The organism is Janthinobacterium agaricidamnosum NBRC 102515 = DSM 9628 (assembly GCF_000723165.1).
GTDB lineage: Bacteria > Pseudomonadota > Gammaproteobacteria > Burkholderiales > Burkholderiaceae_D > Janthinobacterium > Janthinobacterium agaricidamnosum.
Map to the genome: position 1 here is coordinate 5,435,633 of NZ_HG322949.1, position 17,821 is coordinate 5,453,453.

A 17,821-nucleotide genomic window follows, 5' to 3' on the forward strand; every position below is an offset into this window, starting at 1 on the left:
CGCCGTGCGCTCACTTGCTCGCCGGCGTGGCGGCGTTTTCCGGCGTGTCCGGCGCGCGCGGCGGCGCCGGCGGCACCGGATGGACCACCATGCTGCCGCCGACCGGCTGGCCATTTTGCAGCGACGGCAACAGCGGCGCGCCGAGATTTCTCAGCATCAGGTTGCCGTCCTGCGGCACGGCGCTGGTTTCGGCGTCGCGCATGTAGTCGTAGCGGTCGGTCGCCAGGCTGGTGCTTTGCTCCTTGCTGCGCACCACCACCGGGCGCAGGAAGATCATCAGGTTGGTCTTCTTGCGCGTGCGGGTCTGGTATTTGAACAGGTTGCCCAATACCGGAATGTCGCCCAGGCCGCGCACTTTTTCGGCGCCGTCGCCGGTGGCGTCCTCGATCAGGCCGCCCAGCACGATGATCTGGCCGTCGTCGGCGACCACATTGTTTTCGATCACCCGGCTATTGATGGTGATGCCGGCCTGGTTGGTCAGGGTGCCCTGGTCGACGCTGGAGGTTTCGTGGTAAATCGCCAGCTTGATGGTGCCGCCTTCCGAAATCTGCGGCCGCACCTTCAGCGTCAGGCCGACGTCCTTGCGGTCGATGGTCTGGAATGGATTCTGGTTGTTGCCGGATGAGTTAGTAAACTGGCCGGTCAGGATCGGCACGTTCTGGCCGACCCGGATGGTGGCCAGCTCATTGTCGAGCGTGATCATGTTCGGCGTCGACAGGATGTTGGTGTTGTTGTCCGATTCCAGCGCATGCACCAGCGCGCCCAGCCCCAGCGCGCCGTTGATCTGCTTGAAGATGCCGATATTCAGGCCGCTGCCCGGCAGCTTGCTGCCAAGCGTGGTGGCGTTGCCCGCCGCCAGCGTCAGCAGATTGTTCGGGCCGGCGGAAGTGAAGGTCTGGGCGCCGCCGATCCGGTAATTGCTCTTGTTGTCGCCGGTCAGGCCGAGCCACTGCACGCCGAATTCGGACGCCTTGTCCGACGTCACTTCGACGATCAGCGCTTCGATGTAGACCTGGGCCCGGCGCACGTCGAGCTGGTCGATCACCGCGCGCAGGTTGCGGTACACCGCTTCCGGACAGGTCAGGATCAGCGTGTTGGTCGACGCGTCGGCCTGGATGAAGCCGGCCGCGCCGCCGGACGACAGTTGCTGCGGGCCGCTGGTCAGCGCCGCATTATTGCCGCCGCCATTGCCGGTGCCGCCGCCGGCAGAACTCTGGCTACTGCCGAACGAGCCGCCGCTGCCGCTGTTGTTGTTGGCGTTATTGACCGTGTTGCCGCTGTTGGCGCCACCTTGCTGGGTGTTGTTGGCCGAACCGTCCGACGCGACCACCGCGCGCAGGGTTTGCGCCAGCTTGGTGGCGTCGGCGTTTTTCAGGTACACCACGTGCACGTTGCCGAGTTGCGCGGTAGGCTGGTCGAGCTTGGCGATCAGCGACTTGGCCAGGTTGGCGCGCGCCAGCGACGGCGCGCGCAGCACCAGCGAATTGGTGCGCGGATCGGCCAGCACCGAGACCTTGCCGGATGTGTCGGCGCCGACCGACGGCTCCATCAATTTGTTGACCATGGTGGCCAGGTCGGAAGCGATCGCGTAGCGCACCGGGATCACGTCCAGGTCGCTGGTGGCCGGCGTATCGAGCGCGGCGATGATCTTGCCGAGCCGTTTCAGGTTGTCGGCGTAATCGGTGATCACCAGCGAATTGTTGCCCGGGTTGGCGTTGATGGTGTTGTTCGGCGAAATCAATGGGCGCAGCGCCGTCACCAGGTTGGCCGACGATTCATAGTTCAGGTAAAACACTTGCGAGGCGATCTGGTCGCCCTTGACCGTGCTGGCGCCGCCGCCGACCTGGGTCGGCACCGATTGCAGCTTGGCTTCGGCTTCCGGCACCACCTTGGCGTAGCCGTCGCCGCTGACCACCGCAAAGCCTTGCAGCCGCAACGCCGACGCCAGCAAGCCGAACGCCTGGGTCTTGGTGATCGATTTTTCGGAGACCAGCGTGATGGTGCCCTTGACCCGCGGGTCGATCACAAAATTGATGTTGGTGTAATGGCCGACCGCCTTGATCACCGATTCGATGTCGGCGCCGACGAAATTGAGCGCGGCTTCATCGCCGGGCGCGGCCCAGCTGACGGCGGGAGCGCCGGCCACGGCGCAGCACAGCAACGCGGCGGCGCTCAGGCGGCGCAGTGCGAACGAGGAGAATGCAGGAAATTTAGGTGTGCTCACGGATGATTTTTTCATTGTCTGAACTCAAGGGCGATAATGTTTTTGTCGCTATCGTTACGGCGCTGTCCCAGCAAATTCAACAAACTCGCCAAGGTCTCTTCATATCCTGCTGCTGCCTGCGCCTGGCCGGAAAACTGCAGGCGGCCGTGGTTCAGCGCGCCTTTCCCGTCCAGCAAAAGCGGTCCTTTGACGGAGCGCAAATTCAGCGTCGCCTGCTGGCCAGCCCAATCGAACGCCAGTTCGTAGCTGCCCAGCGGACGGATCGGCGACAGGCGCGAAGCCATGTCTTCCATTTCCAGCGTGGTCCTGCCGTTGGCGGAGAACTGCCGTTCGGCCAGCGCCAGTTCCAGCGTGGTCCACGACAGCCGCATCGCGCCGCTGGGCGCGATGGTGTTCAGCGGCGCGCCCAGCCCGGCCAGCCCTTCGGCCGGCAGCAGCAAGGCGGCCGGACTGACTTGCCACTGCGACCAGGAACCGCGCAAATTGACGACCTGCGACAAGGCTTCCGGGTTTTCCAGCTGCAGGTCGACCGATCCGACCAGCACCAGCGGCGAGATGCGCCACGTAAAACGGCCCGGCAGCAATGGCGTCACGGCGCCGCTGCTGGTGGCCGCGCCGCCGACAAAGGCGGAACCGCGCCACAGCGTACCTTGCGCATCGCCCAGCGTCAAACGGCCGCCGGTCTGCTGTTCGACCATCGCCGCGACCCAGCTGGCCGGAAAGAACACCAGCAGCGTCAGCGCCACGCTGGCGGCGATCGCCAGCAACCACAATACGGCGCGCCTCATTTGACCGCGTCCGCGCTCTGGTGCAAGGTCAGCGCCGCGTCGACGATGCCTTCCTTGGCTTGCGCGCTGATCACCGCTTCGCGCACCACGATGCGGTTTTCGCGGCGCAGCGCGTCGAGCCAGGCCACCAGGCCGGAAAACGCCACGCCGTTCATTTGCACCTTGGCGTATTCGCCGCTCAGCGACAGCGATTGCGCGCTCAGGCCGCGCGACGCCAGCGATTGCGCCAGCGCGTCGCGGCTCATGGCCGGCACTTGCAGCGGCGCCTGGCGTTTCAGCTCATCGGCCTGCTTCGCCAGCGCCTGCAAATCGGCGGCGTCCTGGCGCATCAGCGGCAATTCCTTTTGCAGCTTGGCACGGCCGTCCAGCGCCGGCGCCAGCAGCACCGCATACACCAGCGCCAATCCCAGCGCCAGCGCGCAGATCTTCAGCAGCTTGCGTTCCTGCTCGCTGCGTTCGGACCAGAAAGTGAGCGCGGCCAGCTTGTAGCCAGCCAGCGCCTGTGACGATTGTTTCATGATTGAGCTCCGCTATTCGGGCTGGCGGCGCGGATCTGCCACACCCCCGGCCCGGTTTCTTTCAAGGCCAGCTTGCGCTCGGCCAGCAGCGACCTGGCTTGCGCCAGCGCGCCGGCGTCGACCATGTCCGGCTTCAGCTTGACGGTCAGGGCATGGTCGCGGTATTCCAGGCTGGCGATCACGCCGCGATTGGCCAGGCTGCCCAGCGCTTCGCCCAGCGCCGCGCTGATGCTGGTGAATTCGTCGGCCCCGACTTGCCCGCTGAGCAGGCGCGCGGCGGCGATATTGCGGCGCATCTGCTCGGCCGGATACAGCGGGGTTTCGTTCGGATAGGCCGCCTTGAAGATTTGCGTCATCGAGGTCTTGACGGTGGCGGCGTCGCGCTTCAGCCGCGACCATTCGATATTCAACCCGGCGATATTGACGATGGCCAGCAGCACGGCGAGGCGCAACGGCCAGCGCCATGTCTGCCAGGTACGGGACGGCGCGCCGGCCGATCCCAGCGCGGCAAACAGGTCCGGCCCGGCCGTCTTCGAGGCGGCAATCCAGTGCGCCCAATGGTCGCTGTCGACCGTCACGCCGCTCACCTCCAGCGCCAGCTGCTGGTACTCGGCGGCCTGCGCGGCCGGCACATACACCGTCAGCGGCGCGTCGCCGGCCATGCCGCGCAATACTTGCAGCGCCGCCTGCGGCTGGGCCGGCAAGCTCAGGCCCAATCCTTCGGACGGCGTCAGGCGCAGCGTCAGGTCGAGTCCGCTGTTGCTCAATTGCAACACCGCGGCCAGACCACCGACCGGCAGCGGCACGCATAACTGCGCCGGCAGCACGCTGATGGCATGGGCGCCCTGCGCCAGCAACGCTTTCACCAGCACGTCCAGCCAGGCCCGCTGCACCACCGCCACCGTGCGCAAACCCTCGGCATCGGGCAGCGTGGCGGCCAGCACGCAATCGCCCGGCTCGCCGAGGATGTGTTCTTCGACCAGCCCGGGCAGTGCCGCCTTCAGGCGCGCGCCCGACAGCGGCGGGGTTTTCAAACGCAACAGGGTCACGTCGGCGGCCGCCAGCAGCAGCACCACGCGGCGCGCGCCGGCGATCAATTCGCCCAGGCTGCCCAGCGCGGCCGCGCCCTGTTGCAGCAGGTTGCCGCCGTCGCCGGCCAGCGCGAACTGGCACAGCGCGACGTTGTCGATACTGGCTTTGGCCGGATGGCGCAGGTAGAGAGTTGTCAAAGGGTTTCGCTTTCAGGTATTAGTATTCGCGCATCCAGATCATTTTGGTGGTGCGCGTCGGCTGCTGGGTACGCTGAATCAGCGCCTGCGCATTCAGCACCGCCCGGTCCAGCTTGACCAGGATCGAGGCCAAAAAATAATCGCTTTTTACATCCACGTCCACGCTCGCAGGCTTGCCCAGGTTGCTAGTAAAATTAGCCGCGCTGATGAACGGCGTGCGCTGCCGCGCCACCACCAGCGTATTCGCTTCCGACAGCGACACATCGCCCAGCGCCGCCAGCACTTCGGCCGGCGCGGTATTCACATTCACCTTGCTGCGTACCGGCAGCACGATGACAAAGTCGCGCAGCTTGTCCAGCACTTGCGGCGTCATTCCCGGCACCGCCAGCAAATCCTCGACCTGCGTCAGGCCGATCAGCGCGCTGCCGCCGCCACCGCCGGACTGGCTGCCCTCGCCCGGCGGGACATTGGGCTGGTCCGGCCCGGCGCCCGCCACCGAGGTATCGGCCATCATCTTTTGCACCGCTTGCGCCAGGCCGCTGTCGAGCTGCAAATTGGTCAGTAATCGTTGAAATACCAGCAACTGTTTCGGGTCGGGAATCTTGCCATTCATCAAATTAGTCAAATTGTAACGCGCCTGAGCGTCCGTGGCACGCCCTGAAACGGTGGCGTTGAATTTTTCGCCCTGTTCGCGTTCGCGGTCGATATAGTCGTCCAGCTGCGCCTCTTCGATCGGCTTGGCCCAGATATCGTTCAAGGTGGTGATCGGTGAAAAGTCTTCGCGCAGCCAGAAGCGGGCAAAGTCGGCCATGCCCAATGCGACCCAGCGGGTTTGCAGATGCAGGCGCTGGTTTTCCATCGAACGCACTTGCACCTGCTGCTGCCAGAACAGGCTGGCGACGATGGTGATGGCCAGCGTGGTCAGCAGCAGCGCGGTAATCACCGCGACGCCCTGCTGGCGCCGGCGCGGCATCATACGGCCCCCAGGAAAAAGACTTTGACCAGGCCGGCCGCCTGGCCGGAAATTTGCAGCGCCACCTCGAATCCGGTGACGCCGACCGGCAAGGTATTGGTGCCGCTCAGCACGCGCCAGGCGGAGCCGTCCCACGAACGCATGGTCATGCTGTCGAGGCCGCGCTGCAATTCCACCGGCACGCCGCCGCCGCTGGTTTCGGTATCCGCGTTACTCAGCGCGGCTTGCCACAAGCCGTCGATCTGCGCCAGGTCGCGGGTGCTGGCGCTTTCGCGCCGGGTCAGCACGCCGCCGCTCAAGCGATAAGTGACCACTTGCATCTGCACCGCCTCGCTTTCGCCGGCGCTGGTGCGCACCAGCGTAAAGCGGTCGTTGTCGACCGCCAGCCGGTCATGGCCGCGCATCAGGTTCTGGTCGGCCAGGTGCTCGCAATCGCTTTGCATCTGGGCGAACGCCAATTGCATGCCGCGCGTCTGTTCCAGTTGTCCGGTCAAGGTCTGGCGCGCGCGCACGATGCTGTCCAGGCCGCGCCAGCCGAGCACCGCGACGATCGCCAGGATGCTGATCGCCACCAGCAATTCGATCAGCGTGAAGCCGCCGCGACGCCGGGGTTGGATAGGCCTGCTGGAGTCGTTCATGGCATCCCTCACTGATTAAACGACAACAGCACCAGGCGCACGATCAGGCGGTCCGGGTGCGCGGTTTCATACACGCTCAGCTGCACCCGGCGCATGCGCGGGTTGCCGGTGGCGATCACTTCCTGGCGGCACTCCAGCAGCAGATCGCCCTGCGGGCAATCGAAGCTGGTCTTGCCGACCGGCGGAAAGATTTTTTCGAGACGCAAGTGCACCAGCTGGTTTTCCGCCGCCCAGGTGGCCATCATCGCGCTGCGCAAACCGTTGCTGTTCTGGGTCAGGCTGCCGACCGCGCGCAGCGACGCGCCCAGCGCGGTGCCGACGATGACCAGCGCCACCAGCACTTCCAGCAGCGTGAAGCCGCGCGCGCGGCGCCGCGGCATCAGGCGGGAAAGGTGAACGGAGCGGAAAAACATGGCTGGCCTCATCGTCAGTCAACCGTAAAATGGCCGATGCCGTCGGCGCGGATGGCGACGCTGCGCTCGCCGCTGGCCAGCGTCAGCACAAAGGGTTTGTCGACCGGTTCGCGGCCGAAGATGATGCGCAGCGGCCTGGCCAGCGTGTTCGACGGCGCCACCGTCAACATCAGCGGCGCATTCTTGAAGGGACGCTCGCGCAGCAAGTCGTCCTGCGTGATCGGCTCCCAGCGCTTGTCGTTGAGCACCAGGAAGCGGTATTGCTGGTCGTCGGCCTCGAACGCCACTTGGCGGCTGCGCAGGATCGCTTCGTCGCGCGCCAGTTGCAGCAGCAGCGCGATGCGCTCGCCTTCCTTTTGCAGCGCCTGCTGGCCGTTCGGCAAGGCGTTCAGCGATACCATGCCGAGCGTGATGCCAAAGATGACCATCACGACCAGCAGCTCGATCAGCGTGAAACCGCGCGCGCGGACGCGCCGCGGCTCAACTGTCGGCAACAGGGATCTCAGATTTCCCACGAACCGATATCGGCGTCGTCGCCGGTACCGCCGGGCTGGCCGTCGGCGCCCAGCGACAACACGTCAACCTCGCCCTTGATGCCAGGCGACAGGTATTGGTAAGGATTGCCCCATGGGTCTTTCGGCATTTTTTCCAGGTAGCCGCCCTCTTTCCAGCCATTCGCGGCCGGACCGGAGGTCGGCTTGACGATCAGCGCCTGCAAGCCTTGTTCGGTGGTCGGGTAGCGCTGGTTATCCAGTTTGTACAATTTCAGCGCCTGCATCACGGTCGAAATGTCGACCTTGGCGGCCGCCACTTTCGATTCGCCGGTACGGGCGATCAGCTTTGGCACCACCAGCGACGCGAGGATGCCCATGATGACCACCACCACCATGATTTCAATCAGCGTAAAGCCCCGCGCGCGGCGCCGTGGAATCGAATGATTTGTTGCTTTTTGCATAATAAATTTCAAGGATGATGAACAATGAGTGCAGAGTATAAGGCGGCAATACCCGTCCATGACAAAAAGCTGTAAAAAAAGTTGCCACAGGCCACGGTTTTGACACGGCTATCGCACCGGCGTATCGCCAAGGACAGCGTCAATACGGCCGACTCAGCCGGCCGGATGCGGCTGGCCGCACACCGCGCAGGCCGGATCGCGCCCGACTTGCATGCTGCTCCACTCCATGTTCAGGCCGTCCAGCAGCAACAGCCGCCCGGCCAGCGAGTCGCCGATGCCGATCACCAGCTTCAACGCTTCGGCCGCCTGCATCGCGCCGACCACCCCGACCAGCGGCGCGAACACGCCCATGGTGGAACAGGCCGCGTCCTCGAAATGCTGGTCTTGCGGAAACAGGCAGGAATAACACGGCGCCGTGCCGGAACGCGGGTCGAACACGCTGACCTGGGCGTCGAAGCGGATCGCCGCGCCGGACACCAGCGGCACCTTGCGGGCCACGCACGCGCGGTTGACGGCGTGGCGGGTGGCGAAGTTGTCGGTGCAGTCGAGCACCACGTCGGCGCCGGCCACCAGTTCCAGCAAGCGGGCGTCATCGGCCCGTTCGGCCAGCGCCACGATCTCGATCTCGGGATTGATTTGATGTAGCGACTGTTGCGCCGACAGCGCCTTGGGCTGGCCGATGCGCGCCGTGGTGTGGGCGATCTGGCGCTGCAAATTGGTCAGGTCGACCACATCGTCGTCGACCAGCGTCAGCTTGCCGATGCCGGCCGACGCCAGGTACATCGCGGCCGGCGAGCCGAGGCCCCCGGCGCCGATTACCAGCACCTGCGCGGCCAGCAGTTTTTGCTGGCCTTCGATGCCGATCTGGTCGAGCAGGATGTGGCGCGAATAGCGCAGCAGCTGGTGATCGTTCATATGGCGTGCCTGCAGCCCTTGCCCGCCTTACGGCTTCTGGATCACCGGCTTCAGGTCCGGCAAATCGACCGGCTTGGCGGCGGCGGGCTTCGATGACGCCTTGTCGTCTTTCTTTTCAGGCGACGCTTCCGCCTTCGACAATTTGACCGGCAAGCCCTTGAAATGGTTCAGCGCCTGGGCCAGCTGGAAATCGTCCTTGCCGCCGTATTCCAGCGCTTTGTGTTTCTTTTCCAGCGTCAGCGCGCGCTGTTCCTGGTCCAGCTGCTGGCTTTCCGACAGCACCGGCGTGGCCACGTCGGGCTGGCCGTCGCCGCTGTTCAAGTGCTTTTGCAAATCGGCTTCGCGCACGCGCAGGCTGTTCAAGCCGTCGCCGTCGGCGTTTTCATCGACCATCAGGTCCGGCACGATGCCGCGCGCCTGGATCGAACGGCCGTTGGGCGTGTAATAACGGGCGGTGGTCAGTTTCACCGCGGTGTCGGCGGTCAGCTGGCGCAGCGTTTGCACCGAACCCTTGCCGAAAGTCTGGGTGCCGAGGATGATCGCGCGTTTATAGTCTTGCAAGGCGCCGGCGACGATTTCCGACGCCGACGCCGAACCGGTATTGACCAGCACCACCAGCGGCACGTCTTTCAGCGCGGCCGGCAAGGTCGCCAGCGGGTCGGCGCCGCTTTGCGGCGCATAAAACTCCTTGCGGCCGTAAAAAGTCTGCTTCGAGTCGGCCAGCTGGCCATTGGTCGAGACGATCACCTTATCCTTCGGCAGGAACGCCGCCGACACGCCGATCGCGCCCGGCACCACGCCGCCCGGATCGTTGCGCAAATCGAGCACCAGGCCCTTCAGGTGCGGCTCCTGGGCGTACAGCGCGTTGATCTTCTTGACCATGTCGCCGACGGTCGGTTCCTGGAACTGGGCGATGCGCAGCCAGCCATAACCCGGTTCGACGATCCTGGCCTTGACGCTCTGCACGCGGATTTCCTCGCGCACCAGCGCGAATGTCAGCGGCTTGTCGGCGCCCTTGCGCGAAATCGTCAGCGTCGTCTTCGAGTGCGGCTCGCCGCGCATCTTCTTGATCGCCTCGTCCAGCGACATGCCTTTGAGCGGCGTACTGTCGATCCGGGTGATCAAGTCGCCGGCCTGCACGCCGGCCTTGAAGGCGGGCGTATCCTCGATCGGCGACACCACCTTGACGTAGCCGTCTTCCATGCTCACTTCGATGCCCAGGCCGACGAACTTGCCCTGCATGCTGTCGCGCATTTCGCGGAACGCGTCCTTGTCCAGGTAGACCGAATGCGGGTCGAGCGACGACACCATGCCGGAAATGGCTTCGGTCAGCAGCTTTTTGTCATCCACCTTTTCCACGTAATCGGTCTTGATCAAGCCGAATACATCGGACAGCTGGCGCAATTCCTCCAGCGGCAGCGGGGCGTTGACGATTTTTTGCGCAATCGCCGAAAACTGCATCGTGGCGCCGAAACCCGCCGCCACGCCCAGACCGATCAAACCGATACTCTTTACCTTGATGCCCATGTTTTACCTGTGTTCAGCTGCTGCGTGTATGAAGCCTGGCGGACGCCGTCAAAACCTGACCCAGCCGGCCGGATCGAAGGCCTGTCCCTTGAAGCGCATTTCAAAGTATAGCCCCGATTCCTCATTGCCGCCGCTGTTGCCGGCATTGGCGATCACTTCGCCGCTCTTGACGCTGTCGCCGGCGCGTTTCAGCAAGGCCTCGTTATTGCCATAAATGCTCATGTACTGGCCGCCATGGTCGACGATGATCAAGTTGCCGAAGCCGCGCAGCCATTCCGAAAACACCACCCGGCCAGCCGCCACCGCCTTGACTTCGGCGCCTTCGCCGGTGCGGATGAACATGCCCTTCCAGGTCGGCCCGTCGCCACGCTTGCTGCCGAACCTGGCCGCCACCCGGCCCGCCACCGGCGCGTTCAAGCGTCCGCGCAGGCTGGCGAAGGCGCCGTCCGGCGCGGCCGGCGCCAGCACCGGACGCGCCGGTTCGGGCGTGGGTTCGGGCTTCGGCTCGGGTTTGCGGACCACTTGCGGCGGTTCGTCGGCATCGATCGGGTCGAGCTTGACCGGCGGCTGCGGCTTGATCTTGCCGCCCTTGACCTGCTCCCTGGCCAGCCGTTCGCGTTCGGCCTGCGCCCTGGCGCGCGCCGCCGCCAGCGCGCGGGCGCGGCTTTCGGCGGCGGCCTTGGCGGCCAGCCGATCCGCTTCGGCCTTGGCGGCGCGCTCCGCCGCCAGTTTTTCCTGGCGGCGTTTTTCGGCGGCCGCCGCTTCTTCCTGTTCCTTGATGATCCTGGCCAGCTTGTCGACCAGGCCCGCCATGCGCTGTTCGTCGCGTTCGACGTTGCCGGCTTCCTTGCGCTGCGCCGCCAGGCGCTTCGACAATCCGGCCAGCACCGCGGCGCGGCGGACTTTTTCTTTTTCCAGCAAGGCCTTCTGCTCGCGTTCTTCCTGGGCGATTTCTTCCAGGTCGTCCTTGGCGCTCTGGGTTTCGGCCTGGTTGGTGACGACCGCCTGCAAATTGGCGCGCAACTCGGCCAGCAAACGGGCCTGGGCTTGCGAGACATACGCCATCATTTGCAAATCGCGGTTGATGCGGTTCGGGTTGTCGCCGGACAGCAGCAGTTTGATGCGGTCTTCATTGCCGGCGACGTATTGTTCACGCAGCAATTCCGACAGTTGTTTCTTTTGCACGGCGACGGTCGCCGCCAGCCGTTCGCGCTGCGCATCCAGACCGGCCAGCTTGACGGCGGTCTGGTTTTGTTCGGTCGCCAGGTCGCGCAGCGCGCGGTTGGCGTTGGAAATCGCTTCTTCCGATTCGGCCAGCGTGTCGGCCGCGTCCTCCTTGGCGCTTTCGGTGCGGCTGATGTCGCGCTTCAAGGCGCTCAGCTTTTGCTGCAAACCGGCGCGTTGCGCCTCCGCGGCCTGCTTTTGCTTGCTGCGTTCCGTGATTTTGGCGCCATGGGCGCTGCCGCTGGAAATCGCGAGGGCCAGGCACAGCCAGGCCCCCGCGCGCCAGGCCGGTAAAGGTGCGACGCGGGAGAAATACAGCAAAGCTTACTTGGCCTTCCCTTGGTTCGCCACGGCCGCTTGTGCCGCGGCAATCGCTGCCGGGTCGCCCAGGTAGTAGTGACGGATCGGTTTCAGGTCGGCGTCCAGCTCATACACCAGCGGCTGGCCGTTCGGAATGTTCAAGCCGACGATATCGGCGTCGCTGATGCCGTCCAACATCTTGATCAAGGCGCGCAAGCTGTTGCCATGCGCCGAAATGATGATTTTCTTGCCGGCGCGAATGGCCGGCGCGATCTCCTCATCCCAGGCCGGCATCACGCGGGCCACGGTGTCTTTCAGGCATTCGGTCAATGGAATCGACGCTTTCGGCAAGCCGGCGTAGCGGGCGTCGTTGAACGAGGCGCGCTCATCATCTTCGGCCAGCGGCGGCGGCGGGGTGTCATAGCTGCGGCGCCACACCAGTACTTGCTCGTCGCCATACTTGGCGGCGGTTTCCGCCTTGTCCAGGCCTTGCAGCGCACCGTAGTGGCGTTCGTTCAAGCGCCAGTCATGCCGGACCGGCAGCCACATCTGATCCATCGCGTCGAGCGACAGCCACAGCGTGCGGATCGCGCGTTTCAATACCGAGGTATACGCCAGGTCGAAGGTGAAGCCGGATTCCTTCAGGATCTGGCCGGCGTTCTTTGCTTCTTGAACACCTTTTTCCGTCAGATCGACGTCGGTCCAGCCGGTGAAGCGGTTATCGAGATTCCAGGTGGACTCGCCGTGACGCATGAAAACGATTTTGTACATGGTTCTATCTTCGTTAAAGGGGTTCAAGTCAAAAAGCAAAAGGTAAAAAGAACTCTTCCAGCTTCTATTTTATAATGCGCGGATTGACTTAAACCATTGGATCCCTGTGAAATTCATTATTGACCATATTTTTCTGATCGGTATCGTCGTCCTTTCCGGTGGCGCCTTGCTGTGGCCAGCCCTGGCAATGCGCGGCAAACGCGCGTCGCCGCTGGAAGTGACGCAAATGATCAACCGCGGCAAAACCACCGTGCTGGACGTGCGCGACGCCAAGGAATTTGCCGAGGGCCACCTGCGCGACGCGAAAAACATTCCTCTGGCGGAACTGTCCAAGCGTAGCGCGGAACTGGAAAAGTCGAAAAACAAGACCATTATCGTGGTCTGCCAAAAAGGCACGCGTTCCGCCAGCGCCGTCAAGCAACTGGCCAACGCCGGTTTCGCCGACGCGGTCAGCCTGGAGGGCGGCTTGGCGGCCTGGACCACCCAGGGTTTGCCACTGGCTAAGTAATCTTCAAGGACTCTATCATGACAGCTCATGTAACCCTGTATAGCACCGCCATGTGCCCGTATTGCGTGCGCGCCGAACGCTTGCTGGAAGCCAAAGGCGTGACCGGCATCGAAAAGATCCGGGTCGACCTGGATCCCGAGCAACGCATGTTGATGATGCAAAAGACCGGCCGCCGCACCGTGCCGCAAATTTACATCGGCGACACCCACGTCGGCGGTTTCGACGACTTGCATGCGCTGGATCAGGCAGGCAAGCTTGACCCCTTGTTAAATGGGGTTTCGTCCTAAGTTGGGGGACTGCCCAAGATTTTGTTTCCAGAGTTATTGGGTTTGATACAATTGCCCTTGCGCAAATCCAAAACCGCCGCTTGCGGCGGTAATAACGTGGGCGCAAGCATCATTTAATTTGAACGGTATGCCGTTCTTGTCCCTTACAACGAAAGCGTTCCATGTCCGACGAAAACCTGCAACCTGTATTTCAAATCCAACGCGTCTACCTGAAAGACATGTCGCTGGAACAACCGAATTCCCCAGCAATCTTCCTGGAACAAGATGCTCCAGCGATTGAAGTTGCCCTGGACGTGAGCGCCGAGCCACTGGCCGACGGCATTTTCGAATCGACCGTGACCATCACCGTGACCGCCAAAGTCAAAGACAAAGTGGCGTTCCTGGTGGAAGGCAAACAAGCCGGTATTTTCGAAGCACGCAATATCCCTGCCGATCAACTCGATCCGCTGCTGGGTATCGGCTGCCCGAACATCATCTACCCTTACCTGCGCGCCAACATCGCCGACGTGATCACCCGTGCCGGCTTCCCGCCTGTGCACCTGGCCGAGATCAACTTCGAAGTGTTCTACCAGCAACGTCTGCAAGCCGTGGCTGAAGCCGCCGCGGCAGCGCCTGCGAACGGCGAAGCAACTCACTAAGTTGTCACTGCACCAAGTTGCAGCAAGTTGCAGAAACAGACAGCGGCGGCCCGGTGGCGCCGCTGTTGCAAGATCAAAGCTACGTCAGATTACCTCTCCTCCCCCTGTTGAAAGCCGCTTATGACCACTACTCGTTGGATCGCAGGTGCAGCGCTATTGCTGGTCGCAACGGCTAGCCAGGCCCTCGATTTCAAGACCGTCGGCGCGGCCCCGGTGATTTTGTACGATGCGCCCTCCATCAAGGGCGGCAAACTGTACGTTGCGCCGCGCGGCATGCCGCTCGAAGTCGTGCTCAGCTATGGCGAATGGGTCAAGGTGCGCGACGCCAGCGGCGACCTGGCCTGGACCGAAGCCAAGAACTTGAGCAGCAAGCGCAATGTGGTGGTGCGCAGCGCCAACCTGAAAGTGCGCGCCAGCCCGGACGAGAATGCGTCGCCGGTGTTCATCGCCGAAAAAGGCATCTTGCTGGAAATCAGCGAACCGGCCTCGTCAGGCTGGGTCAAGGTGCGCCACAAGGATGGCGCGACCGGCTACGTCAAGACCAGCGACGTCTGGGGTTTGTAAGCTTTTTGCCTAGCCTGTTGATTACCGACGCCTGAGGTTGCATGCAAGATTCTCCTGTTATTTCCCCTGTTTTACAACATACGCCGCGCCAAGTCACCGTGCTGGGCGCGGGCGCCTGGGGCACCGCCGTCGCGATGGCGTTTGCCGCACGTCACGATGTGTTGATGTGGGGCCGCAATGCGGCCGCCATGACGGCGATGGCGGCCAGCCGTGACAACCCCTATCTGCCCGGTTTTGTGTTGCCCGCCACGCTGGCCCCCAGCGCCGACTTCGATGCCGCGCTGGCCCATGCCGCCGTGCCGGGCGGCTTGCTGATCGCGGCCTGCCCGGTGGCCGGTTTCCGTCCTTTGCTGCAACAATTAAAAGGCCGCGAAATGCCAAACCTGGTGTGGCTGTGCAAGGGGTTTGAAAATGGCAGCGGCCTGTTGCCGCACCAGGTGGTCGCCGAAGTGCTCGGCGAGGCGATAGACGGCGGAGCCCTGTCCGGCCCGTCGTTTGCGCAAGAAGTGGCGCGCGGCTTGCCGTGCGCGCTGGCAATCGCATCGCGTGCGCCAGCGTTGCGCGAAGCCGTCGTCTCGGCTTTGCATGGCGGCAATATCCGGGTCTACGCCAGCGACGACCTGGTTGGCGTCGAAGTGGGCGGCGCGGTCAAGAATGTGATGGCGATCGCCACCGGCGTGGCCGACGGCCTGGGCCTGGGCTTGAATGCCCGCGCCGCGCTGATCACCCGTGGATTGGCGGAAATCACCCGCCTGGGCAGCGCGCTCGGCGGCCAGCCGGAAACCTTCATGGGACTGACCGGCATGGGCGACCTGTTGCTGACCTGCACCGGCGACCTGTCGCGCAACCGCCGGGTCGGCCTCGCCTTGGCGCAAGGCAAGCAACTCGATACCATCGTCGCCGAACTGGGCCATGTGGCCGAAGGCGTGCCATGCGCCCGCGCGGTGCGCGAACTGGCCCGCAAGCTGGGCGTGGACATGCCGATCACCAACGCGGTGGCCGGCGTGCTGTTCGATGGCGACTTGCCGCAAGAAATGGTGCAGCGTTTATTGGCGCGCGATCCGCGCGGCGAAGTCAGCTAAACCAATAAAATCGTCAACAACAGCACACTATCCTGTTCGGCGCGCAAGGCATGCGCCTGGCCGCCGACCAGGTACAGCATTTGCCCGCCCGACAAGGTGCGCGCTTCGCCATGGATATCGACCAGCACCTGTCCCGACAAGCACAACAAGGTGATTTCGCCCGGCACATGGTGTTCCGGCATGGTCTTGCCTTTCGGCAGGGTCATGCGTATCAATTCCAGTTCATCGGTCTTGGCCAGCGCGATCGCGGAAAATTGCGACAGATCCTGCGGCTCCGGCTGAACCTGTATCACTTGTCCCGATAACGCATGCGGCAAGGCCATGGCGGCTCCTGATGGACTTATTCTTCCGGCTGTTCCTCTTCCCTGGCGCCGCGCATCCAGCTGACCAGCGGAAACGCTTGTTTCAGTCCCGCCGCCAACTGGCCCGGCAATTCATCCGGCGCGTTCAATTTCAGGTCGACTTCGGTCCACACAAAAAAACTTTTCAGCTTGATGAATTCGATGTGTTCGGCGTCGGCGTCGAAGCCTTTCGGCGGACGCTGCAGTTTGCCTTCGTTTTGTATGGTGCCGAAGGTGGCCCGCAAGCCCTTATTCTTCAACACTTTGGAAAAACCCGGCGCGTCGTTGACCATGTGTTCGCGCAGCGCCTTCAGGCGGCCCGGCGGCGGCATGTATTCGCCGGCACCGAACAGCAAGCGGCCATTGCCGTCGATTTGCATGTAATACGTCGGCCCGCCCGCCTTGCTCGGGCGGCGCATGTCGTTGGGGGCGATGGCGGCTGAAAAACGCGTCTTGTACGGGCTCTTGTCATGCGCAAAGCGCACGTCGCGGTTGATGCGGAACATGGCTTTCTTCGGGTTGCAGAATTTCACCGCCGGATCGAACTTGCCCAGTTCATTAATCAGCCCGGTCACCAATTCCAGGAATTCTTCGCGCAAGATGTCGTAGCGCGGTTTGTTCATCACGAACCAGGGACGGTTATTGTTTTCGCTCAATTCTTTCAAGAATTGGGTCAGGTCGCGCAAATGCATGAATCAGGTTCCAGTCTCAGCTCAAATTAGTGTCATTTCGAGGCGGGCCGCTTGCCAACCAGGATCTCCAGGGTCGCTACACGGTTCTTGCGCAGCACCGTCATTTTAGCGTTACCGCCGGGAGTTAGCTGGGCGATCAGGTTCAGCATTTCCGTGCTGTCGGCGACCGGCTTGCCATCGACCTTCAGCAGGATATCGCCCAGTTTCATGCCGCCCTTGTCGGCCGGGCCGTTGCGCACCACGCCGGCGATCAGCGCGCCGCTGTTGCGCTCCAGGCCGAAGCTGTCGGCCAATTCCGGCGTGATGTCCTGGGTTTCGACGCCGATCCAGCCGCGCACCACGTGGCCGGTCTTGATGATAGATTCCATCACCGACTTGGCGGTCGAGACCGGTATTGCAAAACCGATGCCGACCGAACCGCCGCTTTGCGAATAAATCGCCGAATTGATGCCCAGCAAATTGCCGCGCGTATCGATCAGCGCGCCGCCGGAATTGCCGAAATTGATGGCGGCGTCGGTCTGGATGAAGTTTTCGAAGTTGTTGATGTGCAGATTGTTGCGGCCCAGCGCAGAAATGATGCCCATCGTCACGGTCTGGCCGACGCCGAACGGATTGCCGATCGCCAGCACCACATCGCCGACCCTGGCCTGTTCGGCCTGGCCCAGCACGATGACCGGCAACTTGTCGAGCGAGATCTTGATCACCGCCAGGTCGGTTTCCGGGTCCAACCCCACCACCTTGGCCGGCGCCTTGCGGCCGTCGGCCAGCACCACGTCGATCTGGTCGGCCGCCTCGACCACGTGGTTGTTGGTCAGGATATACCCTTCCGGGCTGACGATGACGCCGGAACCGAGGCTGTTCTGTTCGTCGTCGCCGCCGTCGTCATCGCGGTCGGGGCTGCGTTCGCCAAAGAAGCGCTTGAAGAAGGGATCGCGCGCCAACGGATGGCTGCCGCGTTTCAGGCTCTGGCTGGTCAGGATATTGACCACCGCCGGCATCGCGCGGCCGGCCGCGTCGCGATACGAACCGGGCGCCGGCGTCGCGGCGGTACTTTGCAGCAACGGCGCCGGCGTGCCGGGCTGGCCCACTTGCCGCACCTGGCTGGCCGGCCGCAGCGCGGCATAGACAAAATACAGTGCCAGGACGATGGTCACCGTTTGCGCAAACAATAACCAGAGTCGTCGCATACCAGCTTCTACAAAATTGCCGTCGCCCGGCCCGATTGCCGGGCGGC

21 protein-coding genes are annotated in these 17,821 nt (G+C 63.4%); 5 read left to right on the forward strand and 16 right to left on the reverse strand.

Features of this window, described 5'->3' with window-relative positions:
- Positions 1 to 10: 10 nt before the first annotated feature.
- The 13 genes from gspD to gpmA form a co-directional block, all read right to left on the reverse strand.
- Positions 11 to 2,239: a type II secretion system secretin GspD gene (gspD, locus tag GJA_RS23470; protein WP_051781275.1), complete on the reverse strand. Its 2,229-nt coding sequence runs from the start codon at positions 2,237 to 2,239 to the stop codon at positions 11 to 13.
- Complete coding sequence (locus GJA_RS23475) at positions 2,236 to 3,012, reverse strand: type II secretion system protein N (protein WP_038497273.1); 777 nt, start codon at positions 3,010 to 3,012, stop codon at positions 2,236 to 2,238. Before GJA_RS23475 ends, gspD begins: the two co-directional genes overlap by 4 nt.
- Complete coding sequence (gene gspM / locus GJA_RS23480; RefSeq protein WP_038497275.1) at positions 3,009 to 3,530, reverse strand: type II secretion system protein GspM; 522 nt, start codon at positions 3,528 to 3,530, stop codon at positions 3,009 to 3,011. Before gspM ends, GJA_RS23475 begins: the two co-directional genes overlap by 4 nt.
- Positions 3,527 to 4,759: a type II secretion system protein GspL gene (gene gspL, locus GJA_RS23485; RefSeq protein WP_038497279.1), complete on the reverse strand. Its 1,233-nt coding sequence runs from the start codon at positions 4,757 to 4,759 to the stop codon at positions 3,527 to 3,529. The genes gspM and gspL overlap by 4 nt, the downstream gene beginning before the upstream one ends.
- A 19-nt stretch (positions 4,760 to 4,778) precedes the next feature.
- Positions 4,779 to 5,735 (reverse strand): type II secretion system minor pseudopilin GspK, encoded by a 957-nt coding sequence (gene gspK / locus GJA_RS23490; RefSeq protein ID WP_339325671.1) that lies wholly within the window; start codon positions 5,733 to 5,735, stop codon positions 4,779 to 4,781.
- On the reverse strand, positions 5,732 to 6,370 hold the full coding sequence (locus GJA_RS23495) for a PulJ/GspJ family protein (protein ID WP_038497282.1): 639 nt from the start codon (positions 6,368 to 6,370) through the stop codon (positions 5,732 to 5,734). Before GJA_RS23495 ends, gspK begins: the two co-directional genes overlap by 4 nt.
- An 8-nt stretch (positions 6,371 to 6,378) precedes the next feature.
- Positions 6,379 to 6,783, reverse strand: a complete 405-nt coding sequence (gspI, locus tag GJA_RS23500) for a type II secretion system minor pseudopilin GspI (RefSeq protein ID WP_242404614.1) — start codon at positions 6,781 to 6,783, stop codon at positions 6,379 to 6,381.
- Positions 6,784 to 6,797: 14 nt separating this feature from the next.
- A complete protein-coding gene (locus GJA_RS23505; protein ID WP_038497288.1) occupies positions 6,798 to 7,277 on the reverse strand; it encodes a GspH/FimT family pseudopilin in 480 nt (159 codons plus the stop codon).
- An 8-nt stretch (positions 7,278 to 7,285) separates the two neighbouring features.
- Positions 7,286 to 7,738: a type II secretion system major pseudopilin GspG gene (gene gspG / locus GJA_RS23510; protein ID WP_038497290.1), complete on the reverse strand. Its 453-nt coding sequence runs from the start codon at positions 7,736 to 7,738 to the stop codon at positions 7,286 to 7,288.
- Positions 7,739 to 7,891: 153 nt separating this feature from the next.
- Entirely contained in the window at positions 7,892 to 8,653 is a 762-nt protein-coding gene (locus tag GJA_RS23515; RefSeq protein ID WP_038497293.1) for a HesA/MoeB/ThiF family protein, read from the reverse strand.
- Positions 8,654 to 8,680: 27 nt separating this feature from the next.
- Positions 8,681 to 10,180, reverse strand: a complete 1,500-nt coding sequence (locus GJA_RS23520; protein WP_038497296.1) for a S41 family peptidase — start codon at positions 10,178 to 10,180, stop codon at positions 8,681 to 8,683.
- Between the two features lie 48 nt (positions 10,181 to 10,228).
- Complete coding sequence (locus tag GJA_RS23525) at positions 10,229 to 11,725, reverse strand: murein hydrolase activator EnvC family protein (RefSeq protein WP_422567921.1); 1,497 nt, start codon at positions 11,723 to 11,725, stop codon at positions 10,229 to 10,231.
- A gap of 3 nt (positions 11,726 to 11,728) precedes the next feature.
- Positions 11,729 to 12,475, reverse strand: a complete 747-nt coding sequence (gene gpmA, locus GJA_RS23530) for a 2,3-diphosphoglycerate-dependent phosphoglycerate mutase (RefSeq protein WP_038497299.1) — start codon at positions 12,473 to 12,475, stop codon at positions 11,729 to 11,731.
- A gap of 106 nt (positions 12,476 to 12,581) precedes the next feature.
- On the opposite strand from gpmA, the gene GJA_RS23535 reads away from it, so the two are divergent.
- The 5 genes from GJA_RS23535 to GJA_RS23555 all read left to right on the forward strand — a co-directional run bounded on the left by GJA_RS23535 (position 12,582) and on the right by GJA_RS23555 (position 15,554).
- On the forward strand, positions 12,582 to 12,983 hold the full coding sequence (locus tag GJA_RS23535) for a rhodanese-like domain-containing protein (protein ID WP_038497302.1): 402 nt from the start codon (positions 12,582 to 12,584) through the stop codon (positions 12,981 to 12,983).
- 17 nt (positions 12,984 to 13,000) lie between these two features.
- Positions 13,001 to 13,270 carry a glutaredoxin 3 gene (grxC, locus tag GJA_RS23540; RefSeq protein WP_038497305.1) on the forward strand — a complete coding sequence of 90 codons (270 nt, stop codon included), beginning with the start codon at positions 13,001 to 13,003 and terminating at the stop codon, positions 13,268 to 13,270.
- A 161-nt stretch (positions 13,271 to 13,431) separates the two neighbouring features.
- On the forward strand, positions 13,432 to 13,908 hold the full coding sequence (gene secB / locus GJA_RS23545) for a protein-export chaperone SecB (RefSeq protein WP_038497308.1): 477 nt from the start codon (positions 13,432 to 13,434) through the stop codon (positions 13,906 to 13,908).
- 120 nt (positions 13,909 to 14,028) lie between these two features.
- Complete coding sequence (locus GJA_RS23550) at positions 14,029 to 14,472, forward strand: SH3 domain-containing protein (protein WP_038497311.1); 444 nt, start codon at positions 14,029 to 14,031, stop codon at positions 14,470 to 14,472.
- A gap of 41 nt (positions 14,473 to 14,513) precedes the next feature.
- Entirely contained in the window at positions 14,514 to 15,554 is a 1,041-nt protein-coding gene (locus GJA_RS23555; RefSeq protein WP_038497314.1) for an NAD(P)H-dependent glycerol-3-phosphate dehydrogenase, read from the forward strand.
- Here GJA_RS23555 and GJA_RS23560 read toward each other — a convergent pair.
- From GJA_RS23560 to GJA_RS23570, 3 genes are read right to left on the reverse strand one after another with little or no spacing between them, the layout of a single operon-like run.
- Entirely contained in the window at positions 15,551 to 15,877 is a 327-nt protein-coding gene (locus GJA_RS23560; RefSeq protein ID WP_038497317.1) for a cupin domain-containing protein, read from the reverse strand. The two genes, GJA_RS23555 and GJA_RS23560, sit on opposite strands and share 4 nt — an antisense overlap.
- A 17-nt stretch (positions 15,878 to 15,894) precedes the next feature.
- Complete coding sequence (locus GJA_RS23565; RefSeq protein WP_038497320.1) at positions 15,895 to 16,587, reverse strand: DUF2461 domain-containing protein; 693 nt, start codon at positions 16,585 to 16,587, stop codon at positions 15,895 to 15,897.
- 32 nt (positions 16,588 to 16,619) lie between these two features.
- The gene (locus tag GJA_RS23570; protein ID WP_061301606.1) at positions 16,620 to 17,774 is read right to left on the reverse strand and encodes a Do family serine endopeptidase; all 1,155 of its coding nucleotides are present in this window, start codon (positions 17,772 to 17,774) and stop codon (positions 16,620 to 16,622) included.
- Positions 17,775 to 17,821: the final 47 nt, after the last annotated feature.

Excerpts from the sequence above, each read along its gene's own strand:
- gspD (WP_051781275.1), bottom strand. The coding sequence starts at position 2,239 with ATGAAAAAATCATCCGTGAGCACACCTAAATTTCCTGCATTCTCCTCG.
- GJA_RS23475 (WP_038497273.1), bottom strand. The coding sequence starts at position 3,012 with ATGAGGCGCGCCGTATTGTGGTTGCTGGCGATCGCCGCCAGCGTGGCG.
- gspM (WP_038497275.1), bottom strand. The coding sequence starts at position 3,530 with ATGAAACAATCGTCACAGGCGCTGGCTGGCTACAAGCTGGCCGCGCTC.
- gspK (WP_339325671.1), bottom strand. The coding sequence starts at position 5,735 with ATGATGCCGCGCCGGCGCCAGCAGGGCGTCGCGGTGATTACCGCGCTG.
- GJA_RS23495 (WP_038497282.1), bottom strand. The coding sequence starts at position 6,370 with ATGAACGACTCCAGCAGGCCTATCCAACCCCGGCGTCGCGGCGGCTTC.
- gspI (WP_242404614.1), bottom strand. The coding sequence starts at position 6,783 with ATGTTTTTCCGCTCCGTTCACCTTTCCCGCCTGATGCCGCGGCGCCGC.
- gspG (WP_038497290.1), bottom strand. The coding sequence starts at position 7,738 with ATGCAAAAAGCAACAAATCATTCGATTCCACGGCGCCGCGCGCGGGGC.
- GJA_RS23515 (WP_038497293.1), bottom strand. The coding sequence starts at position 8,653 with ATGAACGATCACCAGCTGCTGCGCTATTCGCGCCACATCCTGCTCGAC.
- GJA_RS23520 (WP_038497296.1), bottom strand. The coding sequence starts at position 10,180 with ATGGGCATCAAGGTAAAGAGTATCGGTTTGATCGGTCTGGGCGTGGCG.
- gpmA (WP_038497299.1), bottom strand. The coding sequence starts at position 12,475 with ATGTACAAAATCGTTTTCATGCGTCACGGCGAGTCCACCTGGAATCTC.
- grxC (WP_038497305.1), top strand. The coding sequence starts at position 13,001 with ATGACAGCTCATGTAACCCTGTATAGCACCGCCATGTGCCCGTATTGC.
- secB (WP_038497308.1), top strand. The coding sequence starts at position 13,432 with ATGTCCGACGAAAACCTGCAACCTGTATTTCAAATCCAACGCGTCTAC.
- GJA_RS23550 (WP_038497311.1), top strand. The coding sequence starts at position 14,029 with ATGACCACTACTCGTTGGATCGCAGGTGCAGCGCTATTGCTGGTCGCA.
- GJA_RS23555 (WP_038497314.1), top strand. The coding sequence starts at position 14,514 with ATGCAAGATTCTCCTGTTATTTCCCCTGTTTTACAACATACGCCGCGC.
- GJA_RS23560 (WP_038497317.1), bottom strand. The coding sequence starts at position 15,877 with ATGGCCTTGCCGCATGCGTTATCGGGACAAGTGATACAGGTTCAGCCG.
- GJA_RS23565 (WP_038497320.1), bottom strand. The coding sequence starts at position 16,587 with ATGCATTTGCGCGACCTGACCCAATTCTTGAAAGAATTGAGCGAAAAC.
- GJA_RS23570 (WP_061301606.1), bottom strand. The coding sequence starts at position 17,774 with ATGCGACGACTCTGGTTATTGTTTGCGCAAACGGTGACCATCGTCCTG.